General features: G+C 48.8%; 11 protein-coding genes and 1 pseudogene. 9 read left to right on the top strand and 3 right to left on the bottom strand.

Annotation, left to right across the window (positions count from 1 at the left end):
- The first annotated feature begins 184 nt into the window (after positions 1-184).
- The 5 genes and pseudogenes from M1B78_RS11005 to M1B78_RS18885 form a co-directional block, all read left to right on the top strand.
- Entirely contained in the window at positions 185-6,094 is a 5,910-nt protein-coding gene (locus tag M1B78_RS11005) for an alpha-2-macroglobulin family protein (protein ID WP_257940679.1), read from the top strand.
- 392 nt (positions 6,095-6,486) lie between these two features.
- The gene (locus M1B78_RS11000; protein ID WP_257940678.1) at positions 6,487-7,551 is read left to right on the top strand and encodes a DUF1573 domain-containing protein; all 1,065 of its coding nucleotides are present in this window, start codon (positions 6,487-6,489) and stop codon (positions 7,549-7,551) included.
- Between the two features lie 130 nt (positions 7,552-7,681).
- Positions 7,682-8,785: a methylmalonyl Co-A mutase-associated GTPase MeaB gene (gene meaB, locus M1B78_RS10995; protein WP_136009864.1), complete on the top strand. Its 1,104-nt coding sequence runs from the start codon at positions 7,682-7,684 to the stop codon at positions 8,783-8,785.
- 25 nt (positions 8,786-8,810) lie between these two features.
- Positions 8,811-9,395 carry a Crp/Fnr family transcriptional regulator gene (locus M1B78_RS10990; protein ID WP_257940677.1) on the top strand — a complete coding sequence of 195 codons (585 nt, stop codon included), beginning with the start codon at positions 8,811-8,813 and terminating at the stop codon, positions 9,393-9,395.
- Between the two features lie 28 nt (positions 9,396-9,423).
- A pseudogene (locus M1B78_RS18885) lies at positions 9,424-9,545 on the top strand (methylmalonyl Co-A mutase-associated GTPase MeaB); the annotation flags it as partial.
- Between the two features lie 21 nt (positions 9,546-9,566).
- Here M1B78_RS18885 and M1B78_RS10985 read toward each other — a convergent pair.
- On the bottom strand, positions 9,567-10,100 hold the full coding sequence (locus M1B78_RS10985) for a porin family protein (RefSeq protein ID WP_257940676.1): 534 nt from the start codon (positions 10,098-10,100) through the stop codon (positions 9,567-9,569).
- A 62-nt stretch (positions 10,101-10,162) separates the two neighbouring features.
- A complete protein-coding gene (locus M1B78_RS10980) occupies positions 10,163-11,074 on the bottom strand; it encodes a DMT family transporter (RefSeq protein WP_176469249.1) in 912 nt (303 codons plus the stop codon).
- Positions 11,075-11,213: 139 nt separating this feature from the next.
- Here M1B78_RS10980 and M1B78_RS10975 point away from each other — a divergent pair, with 139 nt between their 5' ends.
- The 4 genes from M1B78_RS10975 (at position 11,214) to M1B78_RS10960 (ending at position 15,584) form a co-directional block, all read left to right on the top strand.
- Positions 11,214-12,044 carry an AAA family ATPase gene (locus M1B78_RS10975; RefSeq protein ID WP_257930643.1) on the top strand — a complete coding sequence of 277 codons (831 nt, stop codon included), beginning with the start codon at positions 11,214-11,216 and terminating at the stop codon, positions 12,042-12,044.
- A gap of 18 nt (positions 12,045-12,062) precedes the next feature.
- A complete protein-coding gene (locus M1B78_RS10970; protein ID WP_136009869.1) occupies positions 12,063-13,109 on the top strand; it encodes a DUF4435 domain-containing protein in 1,047 nt (348 codons plus the stop codon).
- Between the two features lie 79 nt (positions 13,110-13,188).
- Positions 13,189-14,451: a mechanosensitive ion channel family protein gene (locus tag M1B78_RS10965; protein WP_257940675.1), complete on the top strand. Its 1,263-nt coding sequence runs from the start codon at positions 13,189-13,191 to the stop codon at positions 14,449-14,451.
- Positions 14,452-15,104: 653 nt separating this feature from the next.
- Positions 15,105-15,584 (top strand): HU family DNA-binding protein, encoded by a 480-nt coding sequence (locus M1B78_RS10960; protein WP_136009872.1) that lies wholly within the window; start codon positions 15,105-15,107, stop codon positions 15,582-15,584.
- A gap of 219 nt (positions 15,585-15,803) precedes the next feature.
- Here M1B78_RS10960 and M1B78_RS10955 read toward each other — a convergent pair whose 3' ends face one another.
- Positions 15,804-17,243: an NADH-quinone oxidoreductase subunit N gene (locus M1B78_RS10955; RefSeq protein WP_136009873.1), complete on the bottom strand. Its 1,440-nt coding sequence runs from the start codon at positions 17,241-17,243 to the stop codon at positions 15,804-15,806.
- Positions 17,244-17,258: the final 15 nt, after the last annotated feature.

The following is a 17,258-nucleotide window of genomic DNA, read 5'->3' as shown; positions in this document are numbered from 1 at the left end:
AATAACAAAGCCTGGGCTTGGGAAAGTCCGGGCTTTGCGCATAAAAAAAGGTTGTGCCAGCATTTTGACACAACCTCTTGTTTTTTGTAGGAGCAGAATAAGATTTTTTATATCCGAAAGTACATTTTTTTGAACTTTATTCACTTCCTTTGTTATTAATACAAAGACTAACAAACGAATAATTATGAGAGTAATTCAAAGAACCTGTAGCATATTGTTGCTGCTGGTTACATTGGGCGCTTCGGCATCGTATGCGCAGACGTATGATAAGTGGTGGAAGCAGGTGGAGCAGGCTCAAAAGAAAAGCCTGCCTCAAACAGTGATAAAACTGGCTGATGAAATCTATCGGAAAGGCAGGCAGGAGCAGAATGCTCCGCAAATGTTGAAAGCCTACATTTGCAGGGAGACTTATCAAAAGGGGGTGACTCCGGACAGCCTTTACTCCAGTCTGAAATATATGGAATCTTGGGCGCAATCGGAGAGGAATCCGGTGAACAAGGCTATTCTGCACTCTTTGTTGGCATATGAATATGCTGGTTTGATGCGGAAGAATCGCCGTGTCTTGCTGTCGCGTACTCTGCTGGATGTTGACGAGGTTCCGGAAGATATCCGTGAGTGGAGTATCAGTCAGTTTGTAGACAAGATAGATAAGTATAACTGTGCATCCTTGCAGGACTCCATCCGCTTGCTCGATACATCTGCGGAAAAATATGTACCTTTTGTGGTGTTGGAAGACGGCAGCCGGTTCTATGGGCACGATATGTACCATTTATTGGTGAGCCGTGCCGTGGATGCTTATCGGCAACTGGATGGTTTCAATGTGGATTCTTTGGTACAGATCCGTATCGAAAGAATCTATCAGGGTATGATGAATGCTTATCGCCACCGTGCCGGTTCAGAAGATGCCCTGTTGCTCTGTTCTCTTGATTATTGGAGCTGGAAGCTGGCCGGTGGTATCAGTCGGCAGCCTTATTCCACTTTCCGAATGCGTCAGGAAAAGGCTGAGCGGGAGTATCTTGAGGTGTTGGATAAATTGATAAAGGAATACGGCTCACGAGAAGTTTGTGCCGAGGTTTACATTCATAAAGCCAACTACCTACGCCGTTTGGAACCGAAACGCGCTGATGAGGCTCTAAAAGTCTGTGAAGAAGGCTTGAAGCGCTATCCTGCCTATAAGCGTATCAATGAGTTGAAGAATATCCGTGAACAGATTTTACAGCCTGAACTCATTCTAAGTATGAATGAAAGCGGTTATCCCGGTGATTCGGTGGATATGAGGCTGCATTATCGGAATGTCGGGGGCTTCACTCTCAACCTATATGCCACAACTTTAGGTGAGGTACCTTGGATGAACCATGGTATAAATAAAGATACTTATAGAAAGTATGCCCGGAAGCTTTCTTCCACGCATTTTGGCTTAAAGCCGTTGCCAGGCAAGGATAAATTGCCTGAAGATGTTCCTTATCTTGCCTCGGACACTGTGTTCAAGTTCATGATGCCTCAGGAAACGGGAGTCTATATTCTTCAAATAGTACCCGATACAGAAACAGCCCGTACGGATGATAAGTTTTTGGTATCTACCCGCTTCAAGGTGCTGACATTGGATTTGGGTGACGGCCATATGGAAGTGGTTACATTGGATGCCTGTAGCGGACAGCCGGTTGCCGATGCCAAGGTGAGTTTCTATTCTTCATACGATGAGAAGAACAGAAAAGTGATGGCAGAGGTATTGACTGATACCGGGGGGAGAGCTGTGTTGCCTTGGCAGGACGGAATCCGAAGCTATGTGGCGCGTAAAGGCGGAGATACAGCCATGAAGCCGCAGAACATTTATATGAATCATTCTTATTACGGTATTCAGGATGCTGATTGGAGGCAGATGACATTGCTGACAGACCGTTCGCTTTATCGCCCCGGGCAGACCGTTCATGTAAAAGGAATAGCCTACAAACAGAACAGTGATAGTGCCCATATACTGCAAGGGGTGGATTATGAGCTTGTCTTGTTGGATGCCAACCGCAAGGAACTTGCCACTAGGAAAGTGCAGACCAATGATTTCGGCTCTTTTGCTACGGAGTTTGTACTTCCGACTGCTTGCCTGAATGGCATGTTCAGCATACGGACCAAAGAGCCTCAGTCTACCGTTGCTTTTAGGGTAGAGGAGTACAAGCGACCTATGTTCGAGATTGCTTTCACTCCGGTTTCGGAAGCATACCGGCTGGGCGACAAGGTGGTGCTGAAAGGAAATGTCAAGGCTTTCAATGGCATGATGGTGCAGGAAGTGCCATTGGCATATACGGTGACCCGCCGGAATCCGAGACCCGGTTATTGGAGCAATGCTGATAAACCGTTACTGTCTGACACCATACAGTTGGATGTCAACGGGGATTTTTCCATACCCTTGACTTTGGATGTTCCGGCCGGTGATACAAACAGTTACGGGGGCGTGTACACCTATCATGTGGAGGCTGTGGTAACGGATGAGGCCGGTGAGACGCAAACTGCTTCGTATAACTTGTTGGCAGGTCCTAAGGCATATTCCTTTGATGTCCGCCTGCCCCGATATGTCTGCAAGGAAGATAGCATGTTCTTCACTTTTGGGGTGAATAATATGATGGATGTTTCTCAAGACATTGAAGGCCACTATCGGCTTTATCCATTTGTAGAGCAAGATAGGGTGAAGAATGATAGAAAGATGGGAGTTGATTCGAAACAACCTGTATTGGAAGGTGTTTTCACGCCCGGTCGACTTCAGGATTTCTCTGCTTGGGGCGAACTGCCTTCAGGCAGTTACCGTCTGGAGCTTTCCGTGCGTGACAGCTTAAGCCGTGAAGAAAACAATGGAGATCATGGCGGTGATGCTTTCATGCTCTTCTCAAAGAGTGACAAACGTCCGGCTACGTTTACCGATTTCTTCTATTATAAAGAAAATGAACAATTTGACGAACAGCATCCTGCCGCTTTCCTTTTGGGAACTTCTTATCGGGACGCATACGTGCTGATGGATGTATTTTGTGATAGAAAACGCGTTGAAAGCCGTGTGTTGCGGTTGGATGATACCATTATCCGTATGGAATTCCCTTATAAGGAAGCATATGGCAAGGGAGTCGTCATTCTTTTCAGTTTTGTGAAAGATGGTGAGATGTACAGTCATCAGGTTGAATTGAAGAAGCGGCAGCCGGAACGTGCTCTTGACATGAAATGGGAAGTGTTCCGTGACCGTTTGCGTCCCGGACAGGAGGAAGAGTGGAAGCTCGTCATAAAGACGCCTCAAGGCATGCCTGCTGCGGCTGAGATGTTGGCTACGATGTACGACGCTTCACTGGATAAGATTTATAAGAGTGACCAGATACTACGGGTCTTCTATCCGGATAATCTGTATGGAGCATTCCGTGGTGCGAGCCGTTATAATAGCAATCGCTTCTCCATTTATTTCCCGTTGAAGGCTTGGAGGGTTCCGGTGTGGTCGTTCGACCGCTTCTGTTCTCCTTATATGGATGGAAGGATGCAGATAGTGATGGTAGAAGAAACTGCGCTTTTGGAAGAAGTAAGCGTTGTAGGATATGGGACTACCCGGAATAGTTCATTGACCGGTAATTTTAGAATACAAGGTGCCAACCAACCGATGCTTGCTGCCAAAAAAGAATCCGGGAATGCTGTTGAGGTGAAATATGCTCCTGCGCAAGTAGCGGAAGACGCAGTGGAAGATGTTGTTTTTGAATTGGAAACGATACCGGTTGGCGAGGCCTTGCAACCTATTGAGGGGCTTCGCGTCAACTTTGCCGAAACAGCCTTTTTTTATCCTCAACTCCGTACCAACGAACAAGGGGAGCTTGCGTTTTCCTTTACGATGCCGCAGAGCCTGACTCGTTGGAATTTCCGTGGCTACTCGCATACCAAGGATATGCTGACCGGGATGTTGGATGCTTCCGTTGTAACTGCCAAGGAGTTTATGCTGACTCCGAATATGCCTCGGTTTGTCCGCGTTGGAGATAAAACTCAGATAGTAGGAACAATAGCCAATCTGACGGGTAAAGCGATGAAAGGAACGGCAGTATTGACGTTGTTCGACCCTATGACGGAGAAAGTTATTGCTACCCAGCACCGAAAATTCTCGGTAGAAGCGGGAAGAAATACTGCCGTCAACTTCCATTTTGAAGTGTCCGACCGCTATGACTTGCTTGGTGTTCGTATGGTTGCCGATGGAGGTACGTTCAGCGATGGAGAGCAGCATCTGTTGCCCGTATTAAGCAATAAGGAGTATATTACGGAAACGCTTGCTATGCCTATCCGCGGCGAGGAGACCCGTACGTTCTCATTAGACAGTCTTTTCAATCGTAATAGCCGTACAGCAACAGACCGTCGTCTGACTGTGGAATTCACCGGGAATCCGGCTTGGTATGCCGTGCAGGCTTTGCCGGCATTGAGCCTGCCTGGCAATGATAATGCCATTTCTTGGGCTACCGCTTGGTATGCCAATAGTCTGGCGGGCTTCATTGCCAACAGCCAGCCACGGATTAAGACTGTATTTGACAGTTGGCAGACTGCCGGTGGCACGAAAGAAACCTTCCTCAGCCGGTTGGAGAAGAATCAGGATGTGAAGAATATCCTGCTCAGCGAGTCTCCGTGGGTATTGGAAGCTACTACTGAGGCTGAACAACAGGCACGTATTGCCACGCTGTTCGATATCAACCAACTGAATAACCGCAATCTTTCCGCTTTTACCAAATTGAAAGAATTGCAGGGTGAAGACGGTGGATGGAGCTGGTATAAAGGAATGTCCGGCAGTCGCTATATAACTGGCTATATTACAGGATTGCTTGTTCGTCTTCCTTTGCTGACGAAGAATGAACTGCCTGAAGAAGTTGCCGCCATGCGGCAGAAAGCTTTCGGCTATTTGAACCGGCAGGCTTTGGAAGAGTATCGCAATATCCGTAAAGCCGAAAAAAATGGCGCCAGAATTACTGCCAACTCCGAATCGGCAATGACATATCTGTATCTGATAGCCCTTAGCGGCGAACAAGTGCCGGTAGACAATCAAGCGGCTTACCGCTATTTCCTATCAAAAGTAGGTGCCAATCTTAAAGATGGAACAATGAGCAGCAAGGCGCAGTCTGCCATCATTCTGAAAGCGGCAGGGCGTACAGCCGAGGCGAATGAATTCATCGCTTCCCTCAAGGAACATCTGGTGCGGACGAATGAACAGGGTGCATACTTTGCTTTCCATGCGAATCCGTACAATTGGGGTATGCTGCCCGTTCCTGCCCATGTAGAAGTGATGGAGGCTTTGCGCATGGCAGGCGGCAACGATGCTTTGGTGGAGGAAATGAAGCTCTGGTTGCTGAAACAGAAGCAGACTACCAGTTGGAATTCTCCGGTTGCTACGGCTGATGCTGTTTATGCACTGCTTTGTCAGGGGGCTGATTTGCTGGAGAGCCGGGGAGACGTGCGTATCACGTTAGGCAACAAAGTTCTGGAAACATTGTCGCCTACAAAGACCATAATCCCGGGCTTGGGCTATGTCAAGGAAACCTTCGCTCAAGGAAGTCCGGAACTGAAAGCTAAAACCGTCACGGTAGAGAAACGGGATGCAGGCATTGCCTGGGGAGCTGTTTATGCCCGGTATCTGTCACCCATATCCGATGTAAAGCAGCAGGGGGGGGAATTGAATGTAGAGAAGAAACTTTATGTAGAGCGTATATCGGCCGGTGGCAGCAAGTCCTTGCAACCGGTTGCGGAAGGAACCCGGTTGTCCGTCGGTGATAAAGTGGTGGCCCGTTTGACTATCCGCTTGGACCGTGCTATGGACTTTGTTCAGTTGAAAGACCGGCGGGGTGCCTGCTTTGAACCTATAGGCTCGCTTTCCGGTTATCGTTGGAGTAATGGCCTCGGTTATTATGCAGAAGTGGAAGATGCCGCAACCAATTTCTTCTTCGACCATTTGGGCAAAGGCGTTTATGTCTTGGAGCACAGTTATCGCATATCCCGTGGTGGAACATACGAAACGGGGCTGGCCACGATACAGTGTGCATATGCTCCGGAGTATGCCTCGCATTCGGCGGGAGGTGATATCGTGGTCAATCAGTGTGATTAGAATTGAAATGTAAATATACCTTCAAGCATCTTCTTCCTTGGCTTTCCCTTCCCTCTCTCCCAGCCCCTTTCTGTGCAAGGCGTTTCTCCGACACCGGGGAACACTCTCTCTCCGGCACCGAGGAGAGCTGGGCTTCCCAGTGCCGGAGAAAATGAAATTTTTCATCATTATCTGATTTGTTGATAAAGATGACTGTGTGGCGCAATTTCAGTAAATTGCGCCACGCTATTTTAGGTACTCTCGCTAAAAACACCTATTTTTGTCCGACTAATATTGAGAAACTGTTTTGTTTTTCTTTTTTCATGTTTCCTCAGAAGGAAGCTGAAATAAAATCAAAACAGTTTCTCAATGAGAGCAGCAGAATTAGGAAACCTTGATATTAAGAAAAATAGATGAAGCGGATATTGATAACTTTATATGTGCTTGCAAGTGTGGTATTGGCTGCCGTAGCACAAGCGCGTTTTACTTCGAATACAGAGATGCACGACTTCGGCCAGATAGAATGGAAGCATCCCGTGACTGTGCAATATACCATCACCAATACGGGTGACCGGCCTTTGGTGCTTACAGAAGTGGAGCCGGATTGTGCCTGCTCCGTGGTACAGTGGACAAAAACGCCTATTGCTCCGGGAGCAAAAGGAACGGTGAATGTGACTTTCGATGCCGAAGCATTGGGACATTTCCAGAAATCCGTGGCCATTTACAGCAATGCGCAGCCCAATCTGGTCTATTTGAAATTCAATGGAGAGGTTGTTCGGGAAATCAAGGATTTCACCAAGACACATCCTTTTCTTATCGGTCAGATACGTATTGACAAGAACAGTCTCGACTTCCCAGATATTCAGCATGGTGAGCAGCAGGTGATTCATATCGGCGTGGTCAATCTTTCCGACCGTCCTTATGAACCGGTACTGATGCATCTGCCCCCTTATTTGCAGACTAAAGTAGAGCCCAATGTCTTGCAAAAGGGAGAAAGAGGAGTGATTACACTTACATTGAATTCGGAAAGACTGACTGACCTTGGACTGACTCAAGCGTCGGTTTATCTTTCTCGCTTCTCCGGTGACAAGGTGGGCGATGAAAACGAGATTCCCGTTTCTGCCATTCTTCTGCCGGATTTTTCCAGAATGACGGAAGTGGAGAAGGCAAATGCTCCTGCCATCAGCCTTTCTGCCAAAGAGGTTGATATGAGTGCGATATTGGCCAAGAAGTCAAAAGCACATCAAGATATTACCATTACCAATACCGGGCGTTCTCCTTTACAGATAAACAAGCTCCAGGTATTCCACCCGGCAGTGGGAGTTAACCTCAAGAAGAGTGTATTGCAACCCGGCGAAAGCACCCGCCTGCGGGTAACGGTAATGAAAAAGAATATAGGTAAGAAGCGTCGTCATTTGCGCCTGCTGATGATTACCAATGACCCGATGCAGCCGAAAGTTGAAATCAATATAAAGTAATGTGCTAATGTGGGAAATGTGCTAATGGAGATAGTCGCAACTATCCTAAAAGCCTATTAACGCATTCATTACACTGGCACATGGCCTGCATTAGCATATTAGCACATTAACCATATTAGCACATTAAACCATGGAACATCCCGAAAATAATGAAGCATATAAAGGCTTGGTTGTCAATGCAGGCATTGAACAGCCTTCATCGGTCAATCCTTACTTGAAGAACCGTCCCAGACGGAAGAAGCGTGAACTGTCCGTATCAGACTATGTGGAGGGTATAGTGAAAGGTGATGTTACGGTACTCAGCCAGGCTGTGACGCTGGTGGAGAGTGTGAAACCGGAGCACCAGGCTTTGGCGCAGGAGGTGATAGAGAAGTGTTTGCCCTATTCGGGCAGCTCTGTCCGTGTGGGTATCAGCGGTGTGCCCGGTGCTGGTAAGAGTACCTCTATTGATGTATTTGGCTTGCATGTACTGGAGGAACACGGTGGCAAATTGGCCGTTCTTGCCATTGACCCGAGTAGCGAACGCAGCAAAGGCAGTATTCTCGGTGATAAGACGCGTATGGAGAAACTCTCCGTCCATCCCAAGTCCTTTATACGTCCCAGTCCCTCTGCCGGTTCGCTGGGTGGTGTGGCACGCAAGACGCGTGAAACGATTGTGCTTTGTGAGGCTGCCGGTTTCGACAAGATATTTGTAGAGACGGTAGGGGTGGGGCAGAGCGAGACTGCCGTACATTCCATGGTAGACTTCTTCCTGCTGATACAGCTGGCGGGTACGGGTGATGAGTTGCAAGGCATCAAGCGAGGCATCATGGAAATGGCCGATGGTATTGTCATTAATAAGGCTGATGGCGACAATCTGGAGCGGGCCAGGCTGGCAGCAACGCAGTTCCGTAACGCACTGCACCTCTTCCCGGCTCCGGAGAGCGGTTGGACTCCTCAAGTGCTGACTTATTCCGGGTTCTATAATCTTGGTGTAAAAGAAGTGTGGGATATGGTCTACAAATACATTGACTTTGTGAAAGAGAACGGCTACTTTGAATACCGCCGCAACGAACAAAGCAAATACTGGATGTATGAGACTATCAACGAACAGTTGCGCGACAGCTTCTATCATAATCCGCAGATTGAAGCGATGCTGACTGGCGAGGAAACCCAAGTGCTGCAAGGCAACTTGACTTCTTTTGTAGCTGCCAAGAACTTGCTGGACACTTATTTTGCAGAACTGAAGAAATAAGGGCATTATCCCTTTCCCTATATCGATGACTAAGGAAAACAACATGGAAGTGGCGCGGCGGTTTACCCACCGCCTTCATGAACTCCCTTCCGAGGAGCTGGAGCTCATTTCCGGTTTGTTTGTACGCCGTGAGGTGCACAAAGGAGAGCTGTTGATTAGTGAGAAAGATATAGCCAGGGATATTGTTTTCGTAGAGAAAGGACTGCTTCGCCAGTTCTATTTCAAAGAAGGCAGGGACATTACCGAGAACTTTGCCTGCGATGGTGACGGCGCTATGTGCATCGTCAGCCTTTTCACCGGACGCCGTAATTGCCTTCAGCTGGAATCTCTGGAGGAAGGCGTCATCTGGAGCATTTCGTATGCAGGGCTGGTCGAACTCTCTGAGCGTTATCTGCATATAGCCCGTCTGCTTCGCCATTTGCTGGAGGGGTCTTTAATGCTTTCCCAATATAAAGCAGACTCTTGGCGCTTCGAAACCTCACGCGAGCGGTATGCGCGTTTCGTCAGGGACTATCCGGAGATAGCCCGGCGTGCCTCAGTCAACCACATGGCATCTTATCTGTTAATGACTCCCGAGTCTCTGAGCCGGGTGCGTGCCGGAACACTGTGAGTCATCATGGTGGAGCGTAGTCAGGGAAAGTCCGAAGATTGAGGCGATACTGGTTGATAAAGAAAGCCAGGTGCTGCAAGGCAACCTGACTTCCTTTGTGTCTCCAAGAATCTGCTGGGTATCTGTTTCGCGGAATTGCGAAAGGGATAAAAACAAGAAGAAGGGAGTGGATTAGAACTCATAGTGGAATCCCAAAGACAAATCTTCACTGCTCAATAGCAATCCTTGTCCGTCGGCACCGGATATATAGTCATCCCGATATCCTAAGAATCCCACCTTGCCGACTAGGCTGAAGTGTTCGTTCAGCTTTAGGGCAATGCCGGGTTTGAAACCTACTTCAATGCCGTCTATCGTCTTTGTCACATCACTGTTTACGGTCGAGAATCCAAAGCCGCCATCAATGAACAAGCGTACCATCTTGTTTTCGTAGAAAGAAAAACGTGCGTAGGGTGCGATGGCAAATCCGGTAGTCTTTATTTTGGTTTCGTCGCTGGCGGTTATGTGAGAGAAACCGAGTGCCACACCTATTGCCCACTTGGAGTTGAGGTTGTAACCTATTTCGGGAGAAATGGTGAATGTTGTGGTTTCAACTCCGCCATCATCTCCGTTGTCATACCAGAAGCCAAGGCTTCCTCCTGCATAAACTTGTGCTTTTACCGCCATTGCAGCGAGCATCATAAATAAAAACAAGGTAATCTTTTTCATTTTCCTTTTGTTTTAAGTGAATAATATAAATCTGTTTGTTAAGTACTTGACATATCTCATCATTATGGCTCTTTCCCTTCTTTCTCGAAATCCTTGCGCGACTTGCTTTGTGTCACGATGTATACCCCCAGGAATACCAAGGCTATGGCTATCCCCTTTTCCGGATTGAACACCCCCAATCCTAGGACGATGGCAACGGTTGAGGCCACGATGGGTTGCATGTAGTTGTACATGCTCACTACCGTGGGACGCAGCAACCTTTGTGCACTCATTATAAAGATATAGGCAAGGAAGCTTCCTCCCACAACCACATATCCCGCTTGCAGCAGGGCGGCTGTGGAGACATTGCTCCATTCTATGGCAGCAACGTCGTGGTAAGAGAACGGGATGTAGCACATGGAGGCATAGACAAACATCCACTTGTTCAGGGTGATGGGAGAGTATTTCTGCGACAGCCCCTTGAATACGGTCAGATAAATGGAGAAGCTGATTTGAGCGAGCAGGCAGAGAAGGTCTCCGATGAGGCTGCCATTGCCGGCACCGGTGGTCTGGCTGCTCATGATGAGTATAAATGCTCCCATGGCCCCCACGAAGATACCCAGTACTTTCTTGCCGGTGACCGGCTCTTTCAGATAGATTGCAGCCACTATCATGGTGACGATAGGCAGCATGGTTGTGACGATGGAGGCGTCTATGGGCGAAGTCATGGAGAGGCCGAAGATATAAACGCCCTGGTTGAATACCAAGGCGAAGAGTGCGGCGAAAAATATCTTCAGCATGTCCCGGTGGTCTACCTGCTCGCGTTTGCAGAACAAGGAGAGGAGCCAGAAGCAGGCGGCTGCGCCTACCATACGGAATGTGGTTACTGACAATGCGGAAAACTCCACCAGAGCCGACTTACCTATAGGTGCCATCAGGCCCCATAAGATATTTGCGGCAAGGGCGAACAGATGCCCTTGAATGTTCTTGTTCATACTCTTTTGTTCTTTGCGGGTGCAAAAGAACGACTATTTTCTGAAAAGAGAAAATTTTTCATGATATGATTTTTCTGGTTCATGGGCGTGGAAATAAGAGATTATCGTGTATATTTGCTTTTAGTTAAAGCAAGAAACCATGGAAGTACAAGCCAATTACATCAAGCGTATCGAAATACACGGATTGTGGCATCGGTACGATATTGCCTGGGACCTGCGTCCTGACGTCAATATTCTTTCCGGCATCAACGGAGTGGGGAAGACCACTATCCTGAACCGTTCGGTCAACTATCTGGAACAGACATCGGGTGAAGTGAAGAGTGACGAGAAGAACGGGGTACGCGTCTGCTTCGACAATTCCGCCGCCACCTTTATTCCCTATGATGTAATCCGTAGCTACGACCGCCCCCTCATCATGGGCGACTTTACGGCACGCATGGCCGATGCCAACGTGAAGTCGGAACTGGACTGGCAGCTCTATCTGCTCCAGCGCCGTTATCTGGACTATCAGGTGAACATCGGCAACAAAATGATAGAATTGCTTAGCGGTGACGAAGAACAGCGCAGCCTGGCTCCTTCCCTTTCTCTTCCCAAGCGGAAATTCCAGGATATGATTGACGAGCTTTTCAGCTATACCCATAAGAAGATAGACCGTAAAAGCAATGACATCGTTTTCTATCAGAACGGTGAACGCCTGCTGCCCTACAAACTGTCTTCGGGCGAGAAGCAGATGCTGGTCATCCTGCTGACTGTGCTGGTGCGTGACGATGACCACTGCGTGCTGTTTATGGACGAGCCGGAAGCCTCCCTGCACATCGAATGGCAGCAGAAGCTCATCGGCATGATACGCAATCTGAATCCCAATGTGCAGCTTATCCTCACCACCCATTCGCCTGCCGTCATCATGGAGGGCTGGCTGGATGCCGTCACCGAAGTCAGCGAGATATCATCCTTGGTCCCTCATCCTTAATCCCTAATCCCTGTAAAAGTGTCTACTTCTTTAAAACATAACCTGACTTCCGCCTATCTGGATGCCGCCCGCAAGTTGTCTCCCAAGAGTGCACGCAGGCGCATAGTGGCCTATGTGGAGAGCTATGACGACATCGCTTTCTGGCGGACACTGTTGTCCGAGTTCGAGAACGAGGAACGCTATTTCCAGGTGATGCTTCCGTCTGCCACCTCTCTGACAAAGGGCAAGAAGATGGTGCTGATGAATACGTTGAACACATCGGAACTGGGGCGCAGCCTGATAGCGTGTGTAGACAGCGACTACGACTTCCTGCTTCAAGGTGCCACCAAAGTATCGCATAAGATAAACAAGAGTCCCTATATCTTCCAGACGTACGGTTATGCCATCGAGAACTTTCACTGCTTTGCCGACAGCCTGCATGAGGTCTGTGTGCAGGCAACGCTGAACGACCGGCATATTCTGGACTTTTCCGCTTTCCTGAAGCGTTATTCGCAGATTGCCTATCCGTTGTTTCTGTGGAATATCTGGTTCTATCGCCGGCACGACACGCATACCTTCCCGATGTACGACTTCAACGTCTGCGTGCGCCTGCAGGAGATAAACCTGCGCCATCCTTACCGCAGTCTGGAGGAGATGCAAAAGACGGTATCGGCGAAGCTGTCCGAACTGCAAACCCGTTTTCCGCATCATATCGACCGGGTGGAGCAACTGGGAACGGAACTGGAACGTCTGGGACTGACTCCGGACAATACCTATCTCTATATCCAGGGGCATCATATCATGGACTATGTGGTGCTGAAACTCCTCATCCCGGTATGTACCGTCTTGCGTCGCGAGCGCGAGCAGGAGATAAAGCGCCTGGCAGGGCATGATGAACAGTTCCGCAACGAACTGGCGGGTTATGAGAACAGCCAGGTCAATGTGTCCGTGATGCTGAAAAAAAACAGCGGCTACAAGAACCTTTATCTTTATCAGTGGTTAAAGGAAGATATACAGGAGTTCCTAAGCCTCTCTCCCGACTCTGTAGGGAGAGAAGGAAGGGAGAACGGCATAAAGAGAGAATAGAATAATAGTTGATACACAATAAAAGTATCCCCCGTCCCCCCATCCCTGCGGGGGAGGGGCCGGGGGGAGAGGCTACATTATGGAAATACTGAAGAAAATAGACGATATTTTGATTTCTTGGGGCATATCCCCTTCCAGTGCCGACATGCTCGACCCGTTCATTGCCTTTGCACTGGTACTTGCCATCGCTTTTCTGGCAGATGCCTTGTGCCGGAAGATTCTGTTGAGGGTAGTGGCGCAGTTGGTAAAGAAGACCAAGGCTACCTGGGACGACATCGTGTTCGACCGCAAAGTGATGGTGCACCTCAGCCGTATGGTGGCTCCCATCATCATCTATATATTTGTTCCGGTGGCATTTGCCGAGTCCACCTCCTCCACGATGGATTTCATCCGTCGCATCTGCCTTATTTACATTATCATAACATTCCTGAGCTTCGTCAACTCTTTCCTGAAAGCCGTTTACTGTGTGTACAGCGAGAGGGAGCAGTTCCGCGACCGCCCCCTGAAGGGGATGTTGCAGACCATGCAGGTCATTCTGTGGCTGGTGGGCGGCATTGTGGTTGTGGGCGAGCTGATAGACCGCGACCCGCTTTCGCTGCTTGCCGGACTGGGTGCTTCGGCTGCCATCCTGATGCTGGTGTTCAAGGATTCCATTATGGGCTTTGTCTCCGGCGTGCAGCTTTCGGCAAACGACATGCTGAAGGTGGGCGACTGGATTGCCATGCCCAAGTATGGTGCCGACGGCACGGTGATAGAAGTGACACTGAACACCGTGAAAGTGCGCAACTGGGACAATACCATCACCACCATCCCTCCCTACCTGCTTGTCAGCGACTCCTTCCAGAACTGGCGCGGCATGCTCGAGAGTGGCGGGCGGCGTGTGAAGCGCAGCATCAATATCGACATGACCAGTGTCCGCTTCTGCACACCGGAGATGCTGGCGAAATATCGCAAGATACAACTGCTGAAAGATTATGTGGAACAGACGGAAGTAGTGATTGAAAAGTACAATGCGGAAAACGGCATTGATAATTCCATCCTTGTCAACGGACGCCGCCAGACCAATCTGGGTGTGTTTCGTGCCTATCTGACGGCTTATCTGAAAAGTCTTCCCGACGTAAACCAAGAGCTGACCTGCATGGTGCGCCAGCTACAGCCTACCGACCACGGCATTCCGATGGAGCTTTATTTCTTCTGTGCCCTGAAAGACTGGGTGCCATACGAGGGGGTACAGGCCGATGTCTTCGACCATGTGCTGGCGATTATCCCCGAATTCGACTTGCAGGTGTTCCAGTTGCCCTCGGGCAGAGATTTCCGAAGGGCGTTCGGAGAAGTAGAGTAGGGGGAAAAAGACATTGGAAGCTTTATCTTCCATGCGGATAATTGTGCTTTTTTTTACAAATATCTTCAGAAAAATTTCGTTTGCGGAAGTTTTCCGTTTCGCTCATTGAAGGAACCTGATTCAGTCAGGGACTGAAAGCCTTTCACTCAGGGACTGAATGCCTTTCACTCCCTGACTCATTGTACCCCCTCCCGGAAGGTGTTCTGGAGGGGGTAGGAGGAAACTCCGTTGACGAGAGTCATAGATGGTAAAATATGCGGATAAAATCTGTTCCTTTAAACGAAAGGGGCGTGACATGAGGGTAGAACGAAGAACGGCTTTGACGGTTGTTGTAGAGATTCATTAGAAAGTCATGTCTCATTATCAGCCATTTGCGCCTCTCGCTTGTAGAGATTGATGCCATGTTCCTCTTGTATTTCTCTTCCCCTTGTAGAGATGACTGTTTTGCAAAACCTTATTTATTAGTGATTTATGAAAACGGGCTGTAGATGCCATTTCCTTGTTTTCCCTTCTTTTCCACCCTAACTTTGCGACATCGAATTTGAGAAAAGCAGAGGGCTGAATCGCTGAGGCCTCGCGGTGAAGACTTCTGCTTCTCGGGTGAGACAAGAGAAATCAACTATATATTATTAATCATTTAAAACATTATTATTATGGCATTTTACAAGAAATTCCAATCGAAGCTGAACGATTTGTGGTATCCGAAAGCAATTACCATCGGTACGCCTATTGCTACGGACAAGGTGGCGGACAAGCTCTCCTTGCTCTCTACCGTTACCCGCGGTGACACGTATGCCGTGCTGAAGAACCTGGGAGGCGTAATGGCCGACTATATGGCTATGGGACGTACCGTGAAGATTGAAGGGGTAGGTACTTTCTATTATACCACCGCCACGAACAAGAAAGGCGTAGCCACGTCTGCTGAAGTAAATTCCGCACAGATTAATGGCATACGGGTACGTTTTATTCCCGAAGTGAAACGCAGTAGCAGCAAGCAGATAACCACCCGCTCTATGGTGGATGTAGATGTGGACTGGACGGATATAGAGAAACTTGCCAATGGCGGCAATTCTTCCGGCGGCAATCCCGACGGCGGCAATGACGGTGACCAAGGCGAGAATCCGTTGGGATAATTATGCCTTGCGGCATCGCATTTCCCGGATAATCGGATAGAATGTCCTTGCATGACATTCCGGTAAAATGATACGCGAAGACTTATCGGGCACGTGTCAGAATATACACTCAACACGAATTACGCAGATTGACACAAGAAAAAGTTGCTGATTATCAGTACTTCTAAAGATTCTTTGTGTCAATCTGCGTGACATGTGGCGAGTGATGATGCCCTCCGGCTATAATCCGAATGAGAACTTGTCGATGGACTGATATACCGCACTTGCAATACTCAGTATCACGATACCCAGCGTACAGATGGCCAGGCTGGCACGTGTATAGTAGTCGCTGCGGAATGCCGCAATCGGTTCGTCGCTCTTGTTGATGTACATCGCCTTTACAATCCTCAGATAGTAATAAAGCGAGATGATTGTATTGGCAAGGGCAATAAATACCAGCAGATGGAAACCGCCTTCGAAGGCTGCCGCAAAGATGAAGAACTTCGAGAAGAAGCCCGCAAACGGCGGGATGCCTGCCAGAGAGAACAGGGCCAGCGTCATCAGGAACGTCACTTTCGGGTTGGTGACGTACAGACCGTTGTATTCCTCCAACGTGAACTTATGCGCCCGCAATGCCACGATGGTGATGACCGTAAACACGGCAAGATTGGCAAACATATATATCAGCACGTAGTACACCAGCGACGTCATACCTTGTGCGCTTCCGCTGATGACACCCAGCATGATGTAGCCCGCCTGCGAAATACTGGAGAAAGCCATCAACCGCTTCAGGTTCTGCTGGCGCAGGGCGAATAGGTTGGCCATTGTGATGGAAGCGATGATGACCCAGTACAGTACCTCCTGCCATTGCTCCACCATCGGAGCGAATACCTTGATGAGGATAGTCATCAGCACGAAGGCGGCAGAGCCTTTGGAGATGACACTCAGATAGGCTGTCACTGTGCTTGGAGCACCTTCGTAGACGTCTGCTGTCCAAAGATGGAAAGGCACCAGTGATATTTTGAATCCCATGCCGGAGAAAAAGAATACGAATGCCATGATTTGCAACGGGTCGCCGGTGAGGCGTGCCGGTATGTCGGCAAAGTAGAGGGTGCCTACCGTACCGTAAATCAAAGACAACCCGTACAGCAGCAATCCGCTGGAGAACAGTGCCGTGAGAATATACTTGGCACCGGCCTCGGCAGAGTGGTGGCGGTATTTGTCGAAGGCAACCAGTGCTGCCATTGGGATGCTTGCTGTTTCCAGTCCGATAAAGAATATCAGGAAGTGACCGGCGGAAATCATGAAGTACATGCCCAGCAAGGTGGAAAGTGTCAGAATGTAGAATTCACCTTGTTTGATGGCAGTGTCCGGAAGGCGCATCCATTCGTGGGCCATCAGGAATACAATCAGTGTACCTATACTGAGGATGGATTTCACGATGCTCTGTATCGGCTGGTTGTGATACATGCCGCCAAAGGCATCGGCCACAGGACCGGGAACGATGGTGATAAGTGTATGTATGGTCAGCAGAACAACTGGCAGCATTGTGTTCAGCAACGGTTTGCCGTCATTCTTGTGTGCATCCGGACTCATGAAGAGGTCGGCGACAAAAAGGATGACGATGACCAATATCAGCGAAAGCTCTTCTTTGAGCAGGAGGAATTGAGAATAATCCATGACTATGTATTTACT

Source organism: Bacteroides muris (ex Fokt et al. 2023) (assembly GCF_024704895.1).
In the GTDB taxonomy this organism is placed as follows: domain Bacteria; phylum Bacteroidota; class Bacteroidia; order Bacteroidales; family Bacteroidaceae; genus Bacteroides; species Bacteroides muris.
This window is presented reverse-complemented; position numbering and strand designations above follow the sequence as displayed.

What these genes read in the sequence shown, in the direction of transcription:
- M1B78_RS11005 (WP_257940679.1), top strand. Translation starts at nt 185, where the DNA reads ATGAGAGTAATTCAAAGAACCTGTAGCATATTGTTGCTGCTGGTTACA.
- M1B78_RS10965 (WP_257940675.1), top strand. Translation starts at nt 13,189, where the DNA reads ATGGAAATACTGAAGAAAATAGACGATATTTTGATTTCTTGGGGCATA.
- M1B78_RS10975 (WP_257930643.1), top strand. Translation starts at nt 11,214, where the DNA reads ATGGAAGTACAAGCCAATTACATCAAGCGTATCGAAATACACGGATTG.
- M1B78_RS10985 (WP_257940676.1), bottom strand. Translation starts at nt 10,100, where the DNA reads ATGAAAAAGATTACCTTGTTTTTATTTATGATGCTCGCTGCAATGGCG.
- meaB (WP_136009864.1), top strand. Translation starts at nt 7,682, where the DNA reads ATGGAACATCCCGAAAATAATGAAGCATATAAAGGCTTGGTTGTCAAT.
- M1B78_RS10990 (WP_257940677.1), top strand. Translation starts at nt 8,811, where the DNA reads ATGACTAAGGAAAACAACATGGAAGTGGCGCGGCGGTTTACCCACCGC.
- M1B78_RS11000 (WP_257940678.1), top strand. Translation starts at nt 6,487, where the DNA reads ATGAAGCGGATATTGATAACTTTATATGTGCTTGCAAGTGTGGTATTG.
- M1B78_RS10955 (WP_136009873.1), bottom strand. Translation starts at nt 17,243, where the DNA reads ATGGATTATTCTCAATTCCTCCTGCTCAAAGAAGAGCTTTCGCTGATA.
- M1B78_RS10980 (WP_176469249.1), bottom strand. Translation starts at nt 11,074, where the DNA reads ATGAACAAGAACATTCAAGGGCATCTGTTCGCCCTTGCCGCAAATATC.
- M1B78_RS10960 (WP_136009872.1), top strand. Translation starts at nt 15,105, where the DNA reads ATGGCATTTTACAAGAAATTCCAATCGAAGCTGAACGATTTGTGGTAT.